Origin of the sequence: Streptomyces sp. Y20 (assembly GCF_043195475.1) — a bacterium.
Lineage (GTDB): Bacteria > Actinomycetota > Actinomycetes > Streptomycetales > Streptomycetaceae > Streptomyces.
In genome coordinates, this window is the sequence record NZ_JBIDDP010000009.1 from 311,098 (window position 1) to 324,827 (window position 13,730).

General features: G+C 72.2%; 13 protein-coding genes. 5 read left to right on the forward strand and 8 right to left on the reverse strand.

Features of this window, described 5'->3' with window-relative positions; genetic code table 11:
• Both ACGFT1_RS24065 and ACGFT1_RS24070 read right to left on the reverse strand, forming a co-directional pair.
• Positions 1-1,377 (reverse strand): CoA transferase, encoded by a 1,377-nt coding sequence (locus tag ACGFT1_RS24065; protein WP_373911015.1) that lies wholly within the window; start codon positions 1,375-1,377, stop codon positions 1-3.
• A gap of 49 nt (positions 1,378-1,426) precedes the next feature.
• Positions 1,427-2,950, reverse strand: coding sequence for a S8 family serine peptidase (locus ACGFT1_RS24070; RefSeq protein ID WP_373911016.1), 1,524 nt, complete (start codon positions 2,948-2,950; stop codon positions 1,427-1,429).
• A 494-nt stretch (positions 2,951-3,444) separates the two neighbouring features.
• Here ACGFT1_RS24070 and ACGFT1_RS24075 point away from each other — a divergent pair, with 494 nt between their 5' ends.
• From ACGFT1_RS24075 to moaA, 3 genes are all read left to right on the forward strand, one after another.
• Positions 3,445-3,801, forward strand: a complete 357-nt coding sequence (locus tag ACGFT1_RS24075) for a DUF485 domain-containing protein (RefSeq protein WP_373911017.1) — start codon at positions 3,445-3,447, stop codon at positions 3,799-3,801.
• The gene (locus ACGFT1_RS24080) at positions 3,798-5,453 is read left to right on the forward strand and encodes a cation acetate symporter (RefSeq protein ID WP_373911018.1); all 1,656 of its coding nucleotides are present in this window, start codon (positions 3,798-3,800) and stop codon (positions 5,451-5,453) included. The genes ACGFT1_RS24075 and ACGFT1_RS24080 overlap by 4 nt, the downstream gene beginning before the upstream one ends.
• A 172-nt stretch (positions 5,454-5,625) precedes the next feature.
• Positions 5,626-6,615: a GTP 3',8-cyclase MoaA gene (moaA, locus tag ACGFT1_RS24085; RefSeq protein WP_373911019.1), complete on the forward strand. Its 990-nt coding sequence runs from the start codon at positions 5,626-5,628 to the stop codon at positions 6,613-6,615.
• 37 nt (positions 6,616-6,652) lie between these two features.
• Here the strand turns inward: moaA and ACGFT1_RS24090 are convergent, their stop codons facing one another.
• Positions 6,653-6,889, reverse strand: a complete 237-nt coding sequence (locus tag ACGFT1_RS24090; RefSeq protein WP_373911020.1) for a hypothetical protein — start codon at positions 6,887-6,889, stop codon at positions 6,653-6,655.
• Between the two features lie 109 nt (positions 6,890-6,998).
• Between ACGFT1_RS24090 and ACGFT1_RS24095 the strand changes: the two genes are divergently transcribed.
• Complete coding sequence (locus tag ACGFT1_RS24095) at positions 6,999-7,931, forward strand: LysR family transcriptional regulator (protein ID WP_373911021.1); 933 nt, start codon at positions 6,999-7,001, stop codon at positions 7,929-7,931.
• Positions 7,932-7,987: 56 nt separating this feature from the next.
• On the opposite strand, the gene ACGFT1_RS24100 is transcribed toward ACGFT1_RS24095, so the two are convergent.
• Complete coding sequence (locus ACGFT1_RS24100) at positions 7,988-8,224, reverse strand: hypothetical protein (RefSeq protein WP_373911022.1); 237 nt, start codon at positions 8,222-8,224, stop codon at positions 7,988-7,990.
• A gap of 215 nt (positions 8,225-8,439) precedes the next feature.
• On the reverse strand, positions 8,440-8,808 hold the full coding sequence (locus ACGFT1_RS24105; protein WP_373911023.1) for a DUF3099 domain-containing protein: 369 nt from the start codon (positions 8,806-8,808) through the stop codon (positions 8,440-8,442).
• 255 nt (positions 8,809-9,063) lie between these two features.
• Here ACGFT1_RS24105 and ACGFT1_RS24110 point away from each other — a divergent pair, with 255 nt between their 5' ends.
• Positions 9,064-9,345 carry a GlsB/YeaQ/YmgE family stress response membrane protein gene (locus ACGFT1_RS24110; RefSeq protein WP_356823278.1) on the forward strand — a complete coding sequence of 94 codons (282 nt, stop codon included), beginning with the start codon at positions 9,064-9,066 and terminating at the stop codon, positions 9,343-9,345.
• 87 nt (positions 9,346-9,432) lie between these two features.
• Here the strand turns inward: ACGFT1_RS24110 and tyrS are convergent, their stop codons facing one another.
• Genes tyrS through ACGFT1_RS24125 form a run of 3 tightly spaced genes read right to left on the reverse strand, consistent with a single transcriptional unit; the run spans position 9,433 to position 13,675 of the window.
• Positions 9,433-10,701, reverse strand: coding sequence for a tyrosine--tRNA ligase (gene tyrS / locus ACGFT1_RS24115; protein ID WP_373911024.1), 1,269 nt, complete (start codon positions 10,699-10,701; stop codon positions 9,433-9,435).
• A 56-nt stretch (positions 10,702-10,757) separates the two neighbouring features.
• Positions 10,758-12,155 carry a metallopeptidase TldD-related protein gene (locus tag ACGFT1_RS24120; RefSeq protein WP_373911025.1) on the reverse strand — a complete coding sequence of 466 codons (1,398 nt, stop codon included), beginning with the start codon at positions 12,153-12,155 and terminating at the stop codon, positions 10,758-10,760.
• Positions 12,152-13,675 (reverse strand): TldD/PmbA family protein, encoded by a 1,524-nt coding sequence (locus tag ACGFT1_RS24125; RefSeq protein ID WP_373911026.1) that lies wholly within the window; start codon positions 13,673-13,675, stop codon positions 12,152-12,154. Before ACGFT1_RS24125 ends, ACGFT1_RS24120 begins: the two co-directional genes overlap by 4 nt.
• Between the last annotated feature and the right edge of the window lie 55 nt (positions 13,676-13,730).

Genomic DNA, 13,730 nt, shown 5'->3' on the forward strand with positions numbered 1-13,730 from the left:
TCACCGCCAGCGGGCCGGGTCCGAGCCCCAGGGGCCCGGGGGCCGGGTCCAAGCGGTGGGGCCGCCCGCGAAGGACACGGCCGGGCCGGCGTGCCGCAGTCGGCTCAGGGGGCCGTCGGTCCTGGTCAGCCAGGCCTCCGGGCCCGGGTACGGTGCCCCCTCGGCCGGGGCCGGGCCGATGCCGGCCGCCAGCCAGTGGGCGGTCCGGGCCAGCGCCAGCCGGACCAGCCGGCTCCCGCCTTCGTACGACTGCTCGGTCAGCGCCCGCAGCACGGCCGCCGCCAGCAGATAACCGGTGCCGTGGTCCAGGGCCTGCGCGGGCAGCGCACCCGGCTCCCCGGCCGAGCCCTCGGTCACCGCGATGCCGGTGGCGGCCTGCACCAGGCTGTCGAAGCCGCGCCGCCCGCCCCACGGCCCGTACGCGCCCCACGCCGACACCTGCGCCACGATCAGGCCGGGGCGCCGCGCGGCCAGTTCCCGCGGGGAGAGCCCGAACCGGTCCAGGGCGCCGGGCCGGTACCCGGTGACCACGACGTCGGCCGCGCCCAGCAGGTCCTCGAAGGTGTCCCGGCCGACCGCCAGATCGAGCGCCGCGGAGCGTTTCCCGAAGCCCGTGTCGGCGTGCTGGTCCGGGAGTTCCGGCAGCCATGGGGCGTCCACACGCAGCACGTCCGCGCCGAGCAGCGCGAGTGTGCGGGTGGCGACCGGGCCCGCCAGGACCCGGGTCAGATCCAGCACGCGCAGTCCGGCGGCGGGCAGCAGGGGAGCGGTGGCCGGATCGAGCGGGGGGAGTACGCGCGTGCGTGCCGCGTCCAGCCGCTCGCGCTCGACAAGCGGCCGCAGGGCCACCTCGGCCGCCTGCTCGTGCGCCTGCCACTGCGCGGGCGTACGCAGGGCCACCGCGAGGCCGCCCGCCCCGCCGACCGCGTCCTCCGCCTCCAGGGCGGACATCGAGGCGAGCCGGGCGGCGACCTTCTCCACCGGGGCGTCGTGCGGCAGATCCAGCGCGCGGAGCAGCCGCACCCGGTGGTGCGGGTAGTTGGCATGGGTGCGCACCCAGCCGTCGGCCGTCCGCCAGAATCGGGACAGCGGCGCGAAGAGGACCGGTGCCCGTCCGTCGACCCGCAGGAGGCGCTCGCTGTGGAAGGCGGCCGCGACCGCGCCGTCGTCGACCCGGACGCCCGGCACCTCGCCGAGGCGGGCCCGGCCGGCCGCCAGCTCCGCCGCGGCCAGCGCGCACGCGCCCACGCACGCGCGGGCCAGGTGCCGTACGGGAAGGCGGGCCGGGAGCACGCCTTCCCGCGCGACGGTGGTGAGCCGTGCGAGCCGGGCGGGGTCACCGCCCAGGGCGGACCATGCATAGTTGATTGCAGTCATGACTGCACTATGCAGTATTGATTGAATCCATATATTGAGCCGGGGGGACCTACCTCGTCACGGCGGCCAGCGCGTCCGCCGTCCCCCAGCCGTAGAAGCCGTTGTGGTTCTTCGTCCCCTCGCACACCGCGTCCACCTTGCCGTCCCCGTCGATGTCGTACGGGTCCGTGCACGGCGCCGTGTCGGCCTCCGCGTACAGCAGTGCCTTGACGAGGGCCGCGGAGGCGTGCGGATGGGTTGACTTGATCAATGCGGCGACCCCGGCGACATGCGGTGTCGCCATGGACGTACCCGCCATGTAGCCCCACTTGCCGCCGGGCAGCGGGCCCAGGACGAGGCCGCTGGTCGCCGGGGGACGCGGCGCCTGGTAGGCCGTCGAGTCGCCGCCGGGCGCGGCGATGTCGATCACGCCGAGGCCGTAGTTGGAGAAGGAGGACTTCAGGCCCTTGGCGCCCGTCGCCGCGACCGTCACGACACCCGGCAGCTGGGTCGGTATGTCGTAGCACGTGTGCGGATCGATCACCCGCTGGGAGGGCGTGCCGTCGTTGGGGGAGACCGGGTCGGTGATCGAACGGGACGCGAGGTCGTAGCGCTCGTTGCCCGCGGCCGCGATGTTGACCGTGCCCTTCTTCTCCGCGTACCGCGAGGCCCGGGTCACGGCGTCCACCAGCGCCCTCTGGTCCGGGTCGGTGGTGCAGTTGAAGTACCACGGGTCGGTGTAATAGCTGTTGTTGGTCACGTCGACGTGGTGTTCGGCCGCCCACACGAAGCCGCAGACCACGGCCTCCGTGTAGAAGTACCCGCCCGGATTGCCGACCTTGATGCCGGCGACCCTGACGCCCGGTGCCACACCCGTGACGCCCACGCCGTTCTTCGCCGCCGCGATCTCGCCCGCCACGTGCGTGCCGTGCGGGCTCTCCGACGCGCTCGGCCGCCAGGCGCCGTCCGTCGTGTCCGGCCTGCCCGGCACGCAGTCGGCGGACGCCTCGCGGTCGAAGTTGGGCGCGATGTCCGGGTGGGTGTCGTCGACGCCCGTGTCGATGACGGCGACCGTGACGTCGCGGCTGCCGAGGGTCTTCTCGTGCGCCTTGTCCGCCTTGATGGCCGGCAGGTCCCACTGGAGCGGCTCCAGCGGGTCCTGGCCGTCTGCCGCCCGGGCGCCCGCCTCGGCGGCCTCCTCGGCGCCGAGCACCTTCGGCGTGCCGACGTCGGTGGTGGACTGGGCGGGCAGCGGCGCGTTGCGCGTGGCACCGGCCGAGTCGACCCCGCGCACCGTGCGTATGGCCTCGGCGAACCCGGGGTCGGCGGAGTGGGCGACGATCACGCCGATCCGGTCGTAGGAGATCACCACCGAGCCCCCGGCCTCGGCGATCGCCTTCCGCACGCGGTGCGCGACACCGTGCCCCGGGCCGACGTTGACGACATAGCTGAGTACGGGCCCGTCGGCGGCGGACACCGGGGCGCCCCCGGCGGCGGACGCGGTGGTGCCGGGCAGGAACGCCAGTGCCGTGGCGAGGGCCATCCCGGCCGGGAGGGCGACGGCGCGACGGCGGCGTGGCTTGAACGCGGTCATGGGTCGGTTCTCTCCAGTTCGTTCGAATTACGAGCGGGTCGTGCGGGTGGTGCGGCGAGGCGCCGCCCTGGCGGCGGTCGACCGACCGCGCGCAGCACGTCGAGAACCGGCACGGCGAGTGCGAGCCGGCGTCCGGAACGCAGATGGGCCATGGGATCTCCACATCATCCGGGTGCGGAACCCCCCCCGGGGCACGGGTTGGGCAGGTACATGACGGATGGTGCAGGCCGAAGTTATCTGCCGCACCCGGTCTCCGGAAGAGCCCGACGCGTGCCGCCCGGAAGCCGCGCACCCGCGCACTCCCGCGCGCGTGCGTCCGCGGAGCGGAACCGGCGTGAACCACTGCGCGCGCGGCGCCGTGACCGTGATCAGGGGGACCGGCCCGATCACGGTTCCCCGGAACACGAGAAGCAAGGCGCGACGTGGCATCCGGTCACCTGGCGCCCGTCCAGCCGAGTCAGGCAACGCGCAGGTCCGTCACCCGAGGAGACTCCGTGGCCACCGAGACACCGCCCCCCACGACACCGGGGACCCCACTTCCCTCCACCGAGGAGTTCACCGAGGTACAGCAGAGCGCGGAGTTCGGTGAACTGCGCCGCGCCCACCGCTCCTTCGCCTTCCCCCTCACCATCGCCTTCATCACCTGGTACCTGCTGTACGTCCTGCTGTCCAACTACGCGGGCGGCTTCATGGGCACCAAGCTGGCCGGCAACATCAACGTGGCTCTCGTCCTGGGCCTCGCCCAGTTCCTCACCACGTTCCTCATCGCCTGGTGGTACGCGCGGCACGCCGCCGCCGAGCTGGACCCGCGCGCCGAGGCCATCAAATCCCGGATGGAGGGCGGCGCATGAGCCCCGCACAGCACACCCTGTCGGCCACCGGCCGGGCATCGCGCACCCTGCTGGCCGCCGGTGAGGCGAGCGAGCACCGGACCCTGATCATCACCCTGTTCGCGGTGTTCGTCGCCGCGACCCTCGTCATCACCGTCTGGGCCGGCCGGCAGACCAAGGACGCCGCCGACTTCTACGCCGGCGGACGGCAGTTCACCGGCTTCCAGAACGGACTGGCCGTCTCCGGCGACTACATGTCCGCCGCGTCGTTCCTCGGCATCGCCGGCGCCATCGCCCTGTTCGGCTACGACGGCTTCCTGTACTCCATCGGCTTCCTCGTCGCCTGGCTCGTCGCCCTGCTCCTGGTCGCCGAGCCGCTGCGCAACTCCGGCCGCTACACGATGGGCGACGTCCTGGCCTACCGGATGCGCCAGCGCCCCGTCCGCACGGCCGCCGGCACCTCCACGATCGTCGTGTCGATCTTCTACCTGCTGGCCCAGATGGCGGGCGCCGGCGTCCTCGTCTCGCTGCTGCTGGGCATCACCAGCGACGGCGGCAAGATCGGCATCGTCGCCCTGGTCGGCGTCCTGATGATCGTGTACGTCACCATCGGCGGCATGAAGGGCACCACCTGGGTCCAGATGGTCAAGGCGGTGCTGCTGATCGCGGGCGCCCTGCTGCTGACCTTCCTGGTGCTGCTCAAGTTCGACTTCAACGTCTCGGACCTGCTGGGGAAGGCCGCCGCCAACAGCGGCAAGGGCTCGGCGTTCCTGGAGCCAGGCCTGAAGTACGGCGCCACCGGCACCACCAAGCTGGACTTCCTCTCGCTCGGCATCGCCCTGGTCCTCGGCACCGCCGGCCTGCCGCACATCCTGATCCGCTTCTACACGGTCCCCACCGCCAGAGCCGCCCGTAAGTCGGTCTTCTGGGCGATCGGCCTGATCGGCACCTTCTACCTGATGACCCTCGCCCTCGGCTTCGGAGCGGCCGCACTGATCAAACCTGACGAGATCACCGGCTCCAACAAGGCGGGCAACACCGCGGCCCCCCTCCTGGCGCTGCACCTGGGCGGCCTCCACTCCGACTGGGGAGCAGTCCTGCTCGCCACCATCTCGGCGGTCGCCTTCGCCACCATCCTCGCGGTCGTCGCGGGCCTGACCCTGGCCTCGTCCTCGTCCTTCGCCCACGACATCTACGCCAACGTCATCAGGAAGGGTCAGGCCACCGAGAAGCAGGAGGTCAGGGCGGCCCGCTACGCGACCGTGGGCATCGGTGCCGTCTCGATCCTCCTCGGCGCCCTGGCCCGCGACATGAACGTGGCCGGCCTGGTGGCCCTCGCCTTCGCGGTGGCCGCCTCCGCCAACCTGCCGACCATCCTCTACAGCCTGTTCTGGAAGCGGTTCACCACCTCGGGCGCCCTGTGGTCGATCTACGGAGGCCTGGTCACGGCGGTCGGCCTGGTGCTGTTCTCGCCGGTGGTCTCCGGCAAGGAGTCCTCGATGTTCCCCGGTGCCGACTTCCACTGGTTCCCGCTGGAGAACCCCGGGATCATCTCCATCCCGGTCGGCTTCCTGCTCGGCGTCGTGGGCACCCTGCTGTCGAAGGAGGTCCCGGACGCCGGCAAGTACGCGGAGTTGGAGGTGCGGTCCCTGACCGGCACCGGAGCGCACTGAAGGTGCGCACGGACGGCCGCGTCGCGGGGGACTGTACGGTCCTACGACGCGGCCGTGCCGCACCTCGTGGGATCGGGCCGCTGTCGTTGTCGGTGGGGTCACGTAGGCTCGCAGTTGACAGGAGACACGCAGCCGATACGGAGCGAGTGATCCGCAGAGGGAGGGGGCCCACGTGCTCATCGACACCTACGGCCGGGTGGCCACCGATCTGAGGGTCTCACTGACCGACCGGTGCAATCTGCGCTGCACGTACTGCATGCCGGAGGAGGGCCTGCAGTGGCTGGCCAAGCCCGACCTGCTCACCGATGACGAGATCGTCCGCCTCATCGACATCGCGGTCCGCACGCTCGGCATCGAGGAGGTCCGCTTCACCGGAGGCGAGCCGCTGCTGCGCCCGGGCCTGACCGGCATCGTCGAGCGCGTCGCGGCCCTCGCCCCGCGCCCCCGGATGTCCCTCACCACCAACGGCATCGGCCTCAGGCGCACCGCTGCGGCGCTGAAGGCGGCGGGCCTGGACCGGGTCAACGTCTCCCTGGACACCCTCCGCCCGGACGTCTTCAAGACCCTCACCCGCCGGGACCGCCACAAGGACGTGCTGGAGGGACTGGAAGCCGCCCGCGAAGCCGGTCTGACCCCCGTCAAGGTCAACTCGGTCCTGATGCCGGGCCTGAACGACGACGAGGCCCCGGACCTGCTCGCCTGGGCGGTGGAGCACGACTACGAGCTGCGTTTCATCGAGCAGATGCCCCTGGACGCCCAGCACGGCTGGAAGCGCGAGGGCATGGTCACCGCCGGGGACATCCTCACCTCCTTGCGCACCCGCTTCGACCTCATCCCCGAGGGCGCCCAGGAGCGCGGCTCGGCACCGGCGGAGCGCTGGCTGGTGGACGGCGGCCCGCACCGGGTGGGCGTGATCGCCTCGGTCACCCGCCCGTTCTGCGCGGCCTGCGACCGCACCCGCCTCACCGCCGACGGCCAGATACGGACCTGCCTGTTCGCCACCGAGGAGACCGACCTCCGCGCGGCCCTGCGTTCGGGCGCGCCGGATGAGGAGATCGCCCGCGTGTGGCGCCTGGCGATGTGGGGGAAGAAGGCCGGAGCGGGCCTGGACGACCCCTCGTTCGTACAGCCGGACCGGCCCATGTCCGCGATCGGCGGCTAAGAATCGCCGGTCCCGCGGCGTGGCGCGGCCCGGTGGGTCAGCGGGCGGGGGAGACGGCGAACGGCTCGAAACCGTGCCGGCGCAGGACGTGCGGCACGACCAGGATCATGGCCCCGGTGGCGCGGGCGGTGGTGATGTCCCCGAGGTCCTCGATCCACGCGGGCCGCCGGCCCAGGTCGCCGAGCAGGCCGGTGACGGTCGTCTTCGCGGGTGCGAGCGGTGGGGCGCTGGTCCGAGAAGGATGATGTTGCCCCCGGCGGGGTCGACGACCCACCACTCGCCGGGCGGCTGCGGGGCGGCTTGTCCCGCGCCCGCTCCTCGAAGGCAGGCGGCCCCAATGATTAACAACAAGTGCATGCTTTTTCACTTATAGAGTTACTTTCATGCAAGTGGACCTGAACCTGCTCACGGCCCTGGACGCACTGCTCGAAGAGGGCAGTGTCGCCGGCGCCGCCGCCCGCCTCCACGTCACCGCACCGGCGATGAGCCGCTCCCTGGGCCGCATCCGCAAGGCCACCGGTGACCAGATCCTGGTCCGCACCGGCCGCAGCATGGTGCCCACCCCGCGCGCGCTGGCCATCCGCGCCCAGGTCCACGCCCTCGTGCAGCAGGCCCACCAACTGCTGTCCGCGCAGCAGGACCTCGACCTGGCGGCTCTGGAGCGGGTGTTCACCGTACGCTGGCACGACGCGCTGACCACCGCCTGCGGCACGGCTCTCATCGCGGCCGTCCACCGCCAGGCCCCCGGCGTCCAGCTGCGCCTGCCCGCCGAGTCCGGCACGGACACTCCCGAGCTACGACGGGGGGAGGTCGACCTCGAATCCAGCTCCGGCCGGCCGACGCTCCCCGACATCCGCCACCGCCTCGTCGGCCGCGATCAGCTCGTCGTCGCCGTCCGGCCGGGCCACCCGCTCACCGAGGGCCCGCTGAGCATCGAGCGCTACGCCGCCGCCGAACACCTCACCGTCTCGCGACGAGGCCGGCTGCGCGACCCGGTCGACGACGCCCTGACCGCACGCGGGCACGAACGCCGTGTCGTCGCCACCGGGCCCACCCTGGCCTTCGCGCTGCAACTCGCACCCGAGACCGACCTGGTGCTCACCCTCCCCGACGCGGTCACCCGCGCGGCCCGGGACCGGCTCGGTCTGATCACCCTGCCGCTGCCGCTCCAGATGCCGGCCGTCCCGCTGTACCTGCTGTGGCACCAGCGCCACGACGACGACCGTGCCCACACCTGGCTCCGCGACCTGGCCACCGAAACCGTCCGGGCGCTGTTCGCACCACCGCCCGCCCCGCCGCGGGACGCCACCCCCTGAACCGGGCAGCGACGACCGGCGTCCGCGGATCGATCAGCGGTTCAAAAGGGGCTTCATCAGTCCGTCACCGGCGGCCCGGCGTCTTCGGACGCCTGCCACTCCTCGAGCGGCACCACGTCCTTGAGGAACCCCCGGACACCGAGGAACTGCGACAGATGTTCGCGGTGCTCGTCGCAGGCGAGCCACGTCTTGCGGCGCTCCGGAGTGTGGACCTTGGGGTTGTTCCACGCCAGCACCCACACGGCGTCGGTGCGGCAGCCCTTGGCGGAGCAGATCGGGGTCTCGTCACTCACGGGTTCGTCTCACGCAAACGGGGGGAACAAGGCGACGCCGAGCAGCCACGGGGGGAGCTGCCCGGCGTCGGTCTGTCGCTCCGACGGGGGATGCGGAGCGCGTACGCAGTATGTCACGCGCACCCCGCCGCCCGGCACCGGAACAGCAGGATTGATCTGAGGTTTTCTTGAGCTTGACACATGGCGGCATTCCGCTTCCGTCGCGTCCGCCGTGCTCAGGCAGGACCGGGGCGTTCACCGGGCATTCCGGACGGCTCCGCCCGTTGGTCCTCGCCCGGTGCCGGCGGCGTGATCATCGGCCGCACAGGCACGGTGACGAACGTCGACGGAAGCGACGGCGGCCTCTCCCGGCCCGCGTTGGCGATCACCACGGCGATGTAGGGGAGGACCGCGCCGAGCACGAGCGCGACGACGGCCACGTACCGCTCGACGTTCCACAGGCAGACCGCGAGGATCACCGAGAGCGTACGGATCGACATCGAGATCACGTACCGCCGCTGCCGGCCCCGTACGTCCTCGGCGAGTCCCGTCCGGGCCCCGGTGATCCGGAACACCTGGACGTCGTCGCCGTGCTGCTTCCGCATCACATTCCACCATCCGCCCGCTTCGGACCACCCCGGCTCGCGCCGCCGTCCACACCCGGCGGGGAACCGGAGGGGTACCGGACCGGGGCACTGTCAACGGTACGCCGCGTCCGCGCCGTCCACGAGACCGGGTCCCCCGCAACCTGCGGCGATGCGGGCCGCGCCGCCGCGTGCGGCGGAACCCGGCATGCGCCGGACGGTGCACGGCACCACACTGACCGTAATGCTCACGTCGAGCCGTACGAGGAGGCAGCCATGGGCTGGTTGTGGGCGATCATCGTGGGATTCGTGCTGGGCCTGATCGCCAAGGCGGTCATCCCGGGCAAGCAGCACAGCCCCCTGTGGCTGACCACCATCTGCGGTGTGCTCGGCGCCATCGTCGGCAACGCCGTCGCCCGCGCGCTCGGCGTGGCCGCGACCCCGGGCATCGACTGGAGCCGGCACGCCTTCCAGCTGGTGGCCGCGATCATCATCGTCGCCGCGGTGGACGCCCTGTACATGGCGACGCTGGGCAAGCGGAAGCACCAGCGCGCCTGAGCCCCCGGCGCGGCGGACGGGGCACGGGGTGGGTCGGCGCCCGCCACCGGACGGACACTCGCCCACACCCCGCGCCCCTGCGGCGTCTCAGCCGCCGGTGACCTCCACAGCGGCCAGGTTCTTCTTCCCCCGCCGCAGCACCAGCCACCGCCCGTGCAGCAGCGCGTCGGTCCCCGGGACGAAGTCCTCGGCGGCGACCTTCACGTTGTTCACGTAGGCCCCGCCCTCCTTCACCGTCCGCCGGGCGGCGGACTTGCTGGCCACGAGGCCGACCTCGGCGAACAGGTCGACCACCGCGGCCGGCTCGGCGACCCGGATGTGCGGCACCTCGGACAGCGCCGCGGCCAGCGTCCGCTCGTCCAGCTCCGCCAGCTCGCCCTGGCCGAACAGCGCCTTCGACGCGGCGATCACCGCGGCCGTCTGGCCGGCGCCGTGCACCAGCGTCGTCAGCTCCTCGGCGAGGGCCCGCTGCGCGGCGCGGGCCTGCGGACGCTCCTCCGTCTGCCGCTCCAGCTCCTCGATCTCGGCGCGGGACCGGAAGCTGAAGATGCGCAGGAACTTGGAGACGTCCCGGTCGTCCGCGTTGACCCAGAACTGGTAGAACGCGTACGGCGTGGTCATCTCCGGGTCGAGCCACACCGTGCCGGACTCGGTCTTGCCGAACTTGGTGCCGTCCGCCTTGGTGATCAGCGGCGTGCCCAGCGCGTGCACCTGGGCGTGCGGCGCGACCCGGTGGATCAGGTCCGTGCCGGAGGTGAGGTTGCCCCACTGGTCGCTGCCACCGGTCTGGAGCGTGCAGCCGTGCCGCCGGTACAGCTCCAGGAAGTCCATGCCCTGGAGGATCTGGTAGCTGAACTCGGTGTAGCTGATGCCCGCGTCGGAGTTGAGCCGCCGGGAGACGGCCTCCTTGGCGATCATCTTGTTGACCCGGAAGTGCTTGCCGATGTCCCGCAGGAACTCGATGGCCGACATGCCCTGGGTCCAGTCCAGGTTGTTGACCATCACCGCGGCGTTCGGCCCGTCGAAGTGGAGCAGCGGCTCGATCTGGGCGCGCAGCCGCTCCACCCAGCCGGCCACGACCTCCGGCGCGTTCAGCGTGCGCTCGGCCGTGGGCTTGGGGTCGCCGATGAGACCGGTGGCCCCGCCGACCAGCGCCAGCGGACGGTTCCCCGCCTCCTGGATGCGGCGCATCGTGAGGATCTGCACGAGGTTGCCGAGGTGGAGACTGGGCGCGGTCGGGTCGAAGCCGCAATAGAACGTGACGGGACCGTCCGCGAACGCCTTGCGCAGTGCGTCCTCGTCGGTGGAGAGGGCGATGAGCCCCCGCCACTTCAGTTCGTCGACGATGTCCGTCACGGTTCTCGTGTCTCCTCGAAGATGTCCGGGCAGTCGGGTGACAGCCGCCTACGAGGTTATACGCCCTGACTGACAGAGCTCATGTTGAAATCGGGGACGCGCAGCGCGGGCATCGCGGTCCGCGTGAACCAGTCGCTCCACTCGCGCGGCAGCGTCTTCTCGGTCCGCCCGGCCTCCGTCGCCCGCCCGAGCAGGTCCACCGGCGACTCGTTGAACCGGAAGTTGTTGACCTGCCCGGTCACCTCGCCGTTCTCCACGAGGTAGACGCCGTCCCGGGTCAGGCCGGTCAGCAGCAGCGTCGCCGGGTCGACCTCGCGGATGTACCACAGGCAGGTCAGCAGCAGGCAGGGCCCGCGGGTGCCCGCGACCATCTCCTCCAGGGAACGCTCCCGCCCGCCGTCCAGGATCAGGTTCCCCAGCGCCGGGGCGACCGGCAGCCCGGTCAGGCCCGCACTGTGCCGGGTGGTGGTCAGCCGCGTCAGCACCCCCTCGCTGATCCACTCGGTGGCGCCGGCCGGCAGCCCGTTGTCGAAGACGGAGCGGTCACCGCCGGAGGAGTGCGCGACCACGAACGGCGAGCACTCCAGGCCCGGCTCGTCCGGGTCGCTGCGCAGGGTCAGCGGCAGCGTGCTCAGCTTCTCGCCGACCCGCGTGCCCCCGCCGGGCCGGGAGAACACCGTCCGCCCCTCGGCCGCGTCCCGGCCCGACGCCGACCACAGCTGGTAGATCAGCAGATCCGCGACCGCGGTCGGCGGCAGCAGGGTCTCGTACCGGCCCGCGGGCAGTTCGAGCCGCCGCTCCGCCCAGCCGAGCCGTACGGCCAGCTCGGCGTCCAGCGCCCCGGGGTCGACGTCCTCGAAGTCCCGCGTGGACCGGCCGGCCCACGCCGAACGCGTACGGTCCGGCGACTTGGCGTTCATCTCCAGCGTGCCGCTGGGCTGGTCGTGGCGCAGGCGCAGCCCGGTGGACGTACCGAGGTACGTCGACACCAGCTCGTGGCTGGCGAAGCCGTACAGCTCCCGGCCGCCCGCACGCGCGCGTGCGAAGGCCTCGCCGAGCGACGGGGCGAAGCCGGCGAACACGGCGGAGGAGGTCTCCGCGGGCGCGTCCGTGAAGTCCGGGGACTGCGGCGCCCCGCCGACCAGCGGCTGCGCGTCCTCGGCGGGCCCGGCACCGCGCGCCGCGGCCTCCGCGGCCCGCACCAGCGGCTCCAGCTCCTCGGGGGTGACCGCCGACCGGGACACGACACCGGAGGCGGTGCCCTCCCGGCCGTTCACGGTCGCGATCACGGTGAGCGTACGGCCCCGGGTGACCCCGTTGGTGGTGAGCGCGTTGCCCGCCCAGCGCAGGTTGGCGGTGGAGTGCTCGTCGGCGATGACGACACAGCCGTCGGCGCGGGAGAGCGCCAGGGCCTGCTCGACGATCTCGTGCGGCTTGGTGGTGCGGGCGCTCATCGTCCGGCCTCCTGCGTGGTGTTGAGGATGTTCACTGCCCGGAACAGGGCGGAGGGGCAGCCGTGGGACACGGCGGCCACCTGGCCCGGCTGGGCCTTGCCGCAGTTGAAGGCACCGCCGAGGACGTACGTCTGCGGACCGCCCACGGCGGCCATGGACCCCCAGAAGTCGGTGGTCGTCGCCTGGTAGGCCACGTCCTTCAGCTGTCCGGTGATCCGGCCGTTCTCGATCCGGAAGAAGCGCTGCCCGGTGAACTGGAAGTTGTACCGCTGCATGTCGATCGACCAGGACCGGTCACCGACCACGTAGATGCCCCGGTCGACGCCCCCGATCAGGTCCTGAGTGGACAGCCCGGCCGGGTCCGGCCGCAGCGACACGTTGGCCATGCGCTGTACCGGGACATGATCGGGCGAGTCGGCGAAGGCGCACCCGTTGGACCGCTCGAACCCGGTCAGCCGCGCGATCCGCCGGTCGAGCTGGTAGCCCACCAGCGTGCCGTCCTTCACCAGGTCCCAGGACTGCGCCTCGACGCCCTCGTCGTCGTAGCCGATGGTCGCGAGGCCGTGCTCGGCGGTGCGGTCGCCGGTGACGTTCATCAGCTCGGAGCCGTACCGCAGCTTGCCGAGCTGGTCGAAGGTGGCGAAGGAGGTGCCGGCGTAGGCGGCCTCGTAGCCGAGGGCGCGGTCCAGCTCGGTGGCGTGGCCGATGGACTCGTGGATGGTCAGCCACAGGTTGGAGGGGTCGACCACCAGGTCGTACACGCCGGGCTCCACACTCGGCGCCCGCATCTTCTCGGCCAGCAGCCCGGGCATCCGCTCCAGCTCGTCGTCCCAGTCCCAGCCGGTGCCGGTCAGATACTCCCAGCCGCGTCCCGCCGGGGGTGCGAGGGTGCGCATGGAGTCGAACTCGCCGCTCGACCCGTCGACCGACACGGCCGTCAGCTCGGGATGCAGCCGCACCCGCTGCTGGGTCGTCACGGTCCCGGCGGTGTCGGCGTAGAACTTGTTCTCGTGCACGGTGAGCAGCGAGGCGTCGACATGGTCGACGCCGTTCGCGGCCAGCAGCCGCCCGCTCCACTCGGCCAGCAGCGCGGCCTTCTCCTCGTCCGGCACCGAGAACGGGTCGATCTCGTACGACGAGATCCACGTCCGGTCGGCGTGCACCGGCTCGTCGGCCAGCTCGACCCGTTCCGCCGACCCGGCCGCCCTGATCACCTGTGCCGAGAGCTTGGCCATCGCGACCGCCTGGGAGGCGACGCGCGCGGCGGCGTCCATGGTCAGGTCCACCCCGGAGGCGAAGCCCCACGTACCGCCGTGCACCACGCGGACCGCGTACCCGAGGTCGGTGGTGTCCGACGTCCCGGCCGGCCTGGCGTCCCGCAGCCGCCAGGACGCGCTGCGCACCCGCTCGAAGCGGAAGTCCGCGTGCTCGGCCCCCAGCGCACGCGCGCGGGCCAGCGCGGCGTCGGCGAGGGCCCGTAGGGGAAGCGCCGTGAAGGCTTCGTCGATGGAATGAGGCACGGAGGTCTCCCTGCTGTCGTGGCCTGTCGTCCCGATCATGTCCTGCGGGCGGTCG

What these genes read in the sequence shown, in the direction of transcription:
- ACGFT1_RS24065 (WP_373911015.1), bottom strand. Translation starts at nt 1,377, where the DNA reads ATGACTGCAATCAACTATGCATGGTCCGCCCTGGGCGGTGACCCCGCC.
- ACGFT1_RS24070 (WP_373911016.1), bottom strand. Translation starts at nt 2,950, where the DNA reads ATGACCGCGTTCAAGCCACGCCGCCGTCGCGCCGTCGCCCTCCCGGCC.
- ACGFT1_RS24080 (WP_373911018.1), top strand. Translation starts at nt 3,798, where the DNA reads ATGAGCCCCGCACAGCACACCCTGTCGGCCACCGGCCGGGCATCGCGC.
- ACGFT1_RS24095 (WP_373911021.1), top strand. Translation starts at nt 6,999, where the DNA reads ATGCAAGTGGACCTGAACCTGCTCACGGCCCTGGACGCACTGCTCGAA.
- ACGFT1_RS24105 (WP_373911023.1), bottom strand. Translation starts at nt 8,808, where the DNA reads ATGCGGAAGCAGCACGGCGACGACGTCCAGGTGTTCCGGATCACCGGG.
- ACGFT1_RS24110 (WP_356823278.1), top strand. Translation starts at nt 9,064, where the DNA reads ATGGGCTGGTTGTGGGCGATCATCGTGGGATTCGTGCTGGGCCTGATC.
- ACGFT1_RS24120 (WP_373911025.1), bottom strand. Translation starts at nt 12,155, where the DNA reads ATGAGCGCCCGCACCACCAAGCCGCACGAGATCGTCGAGCAGGCCCTG.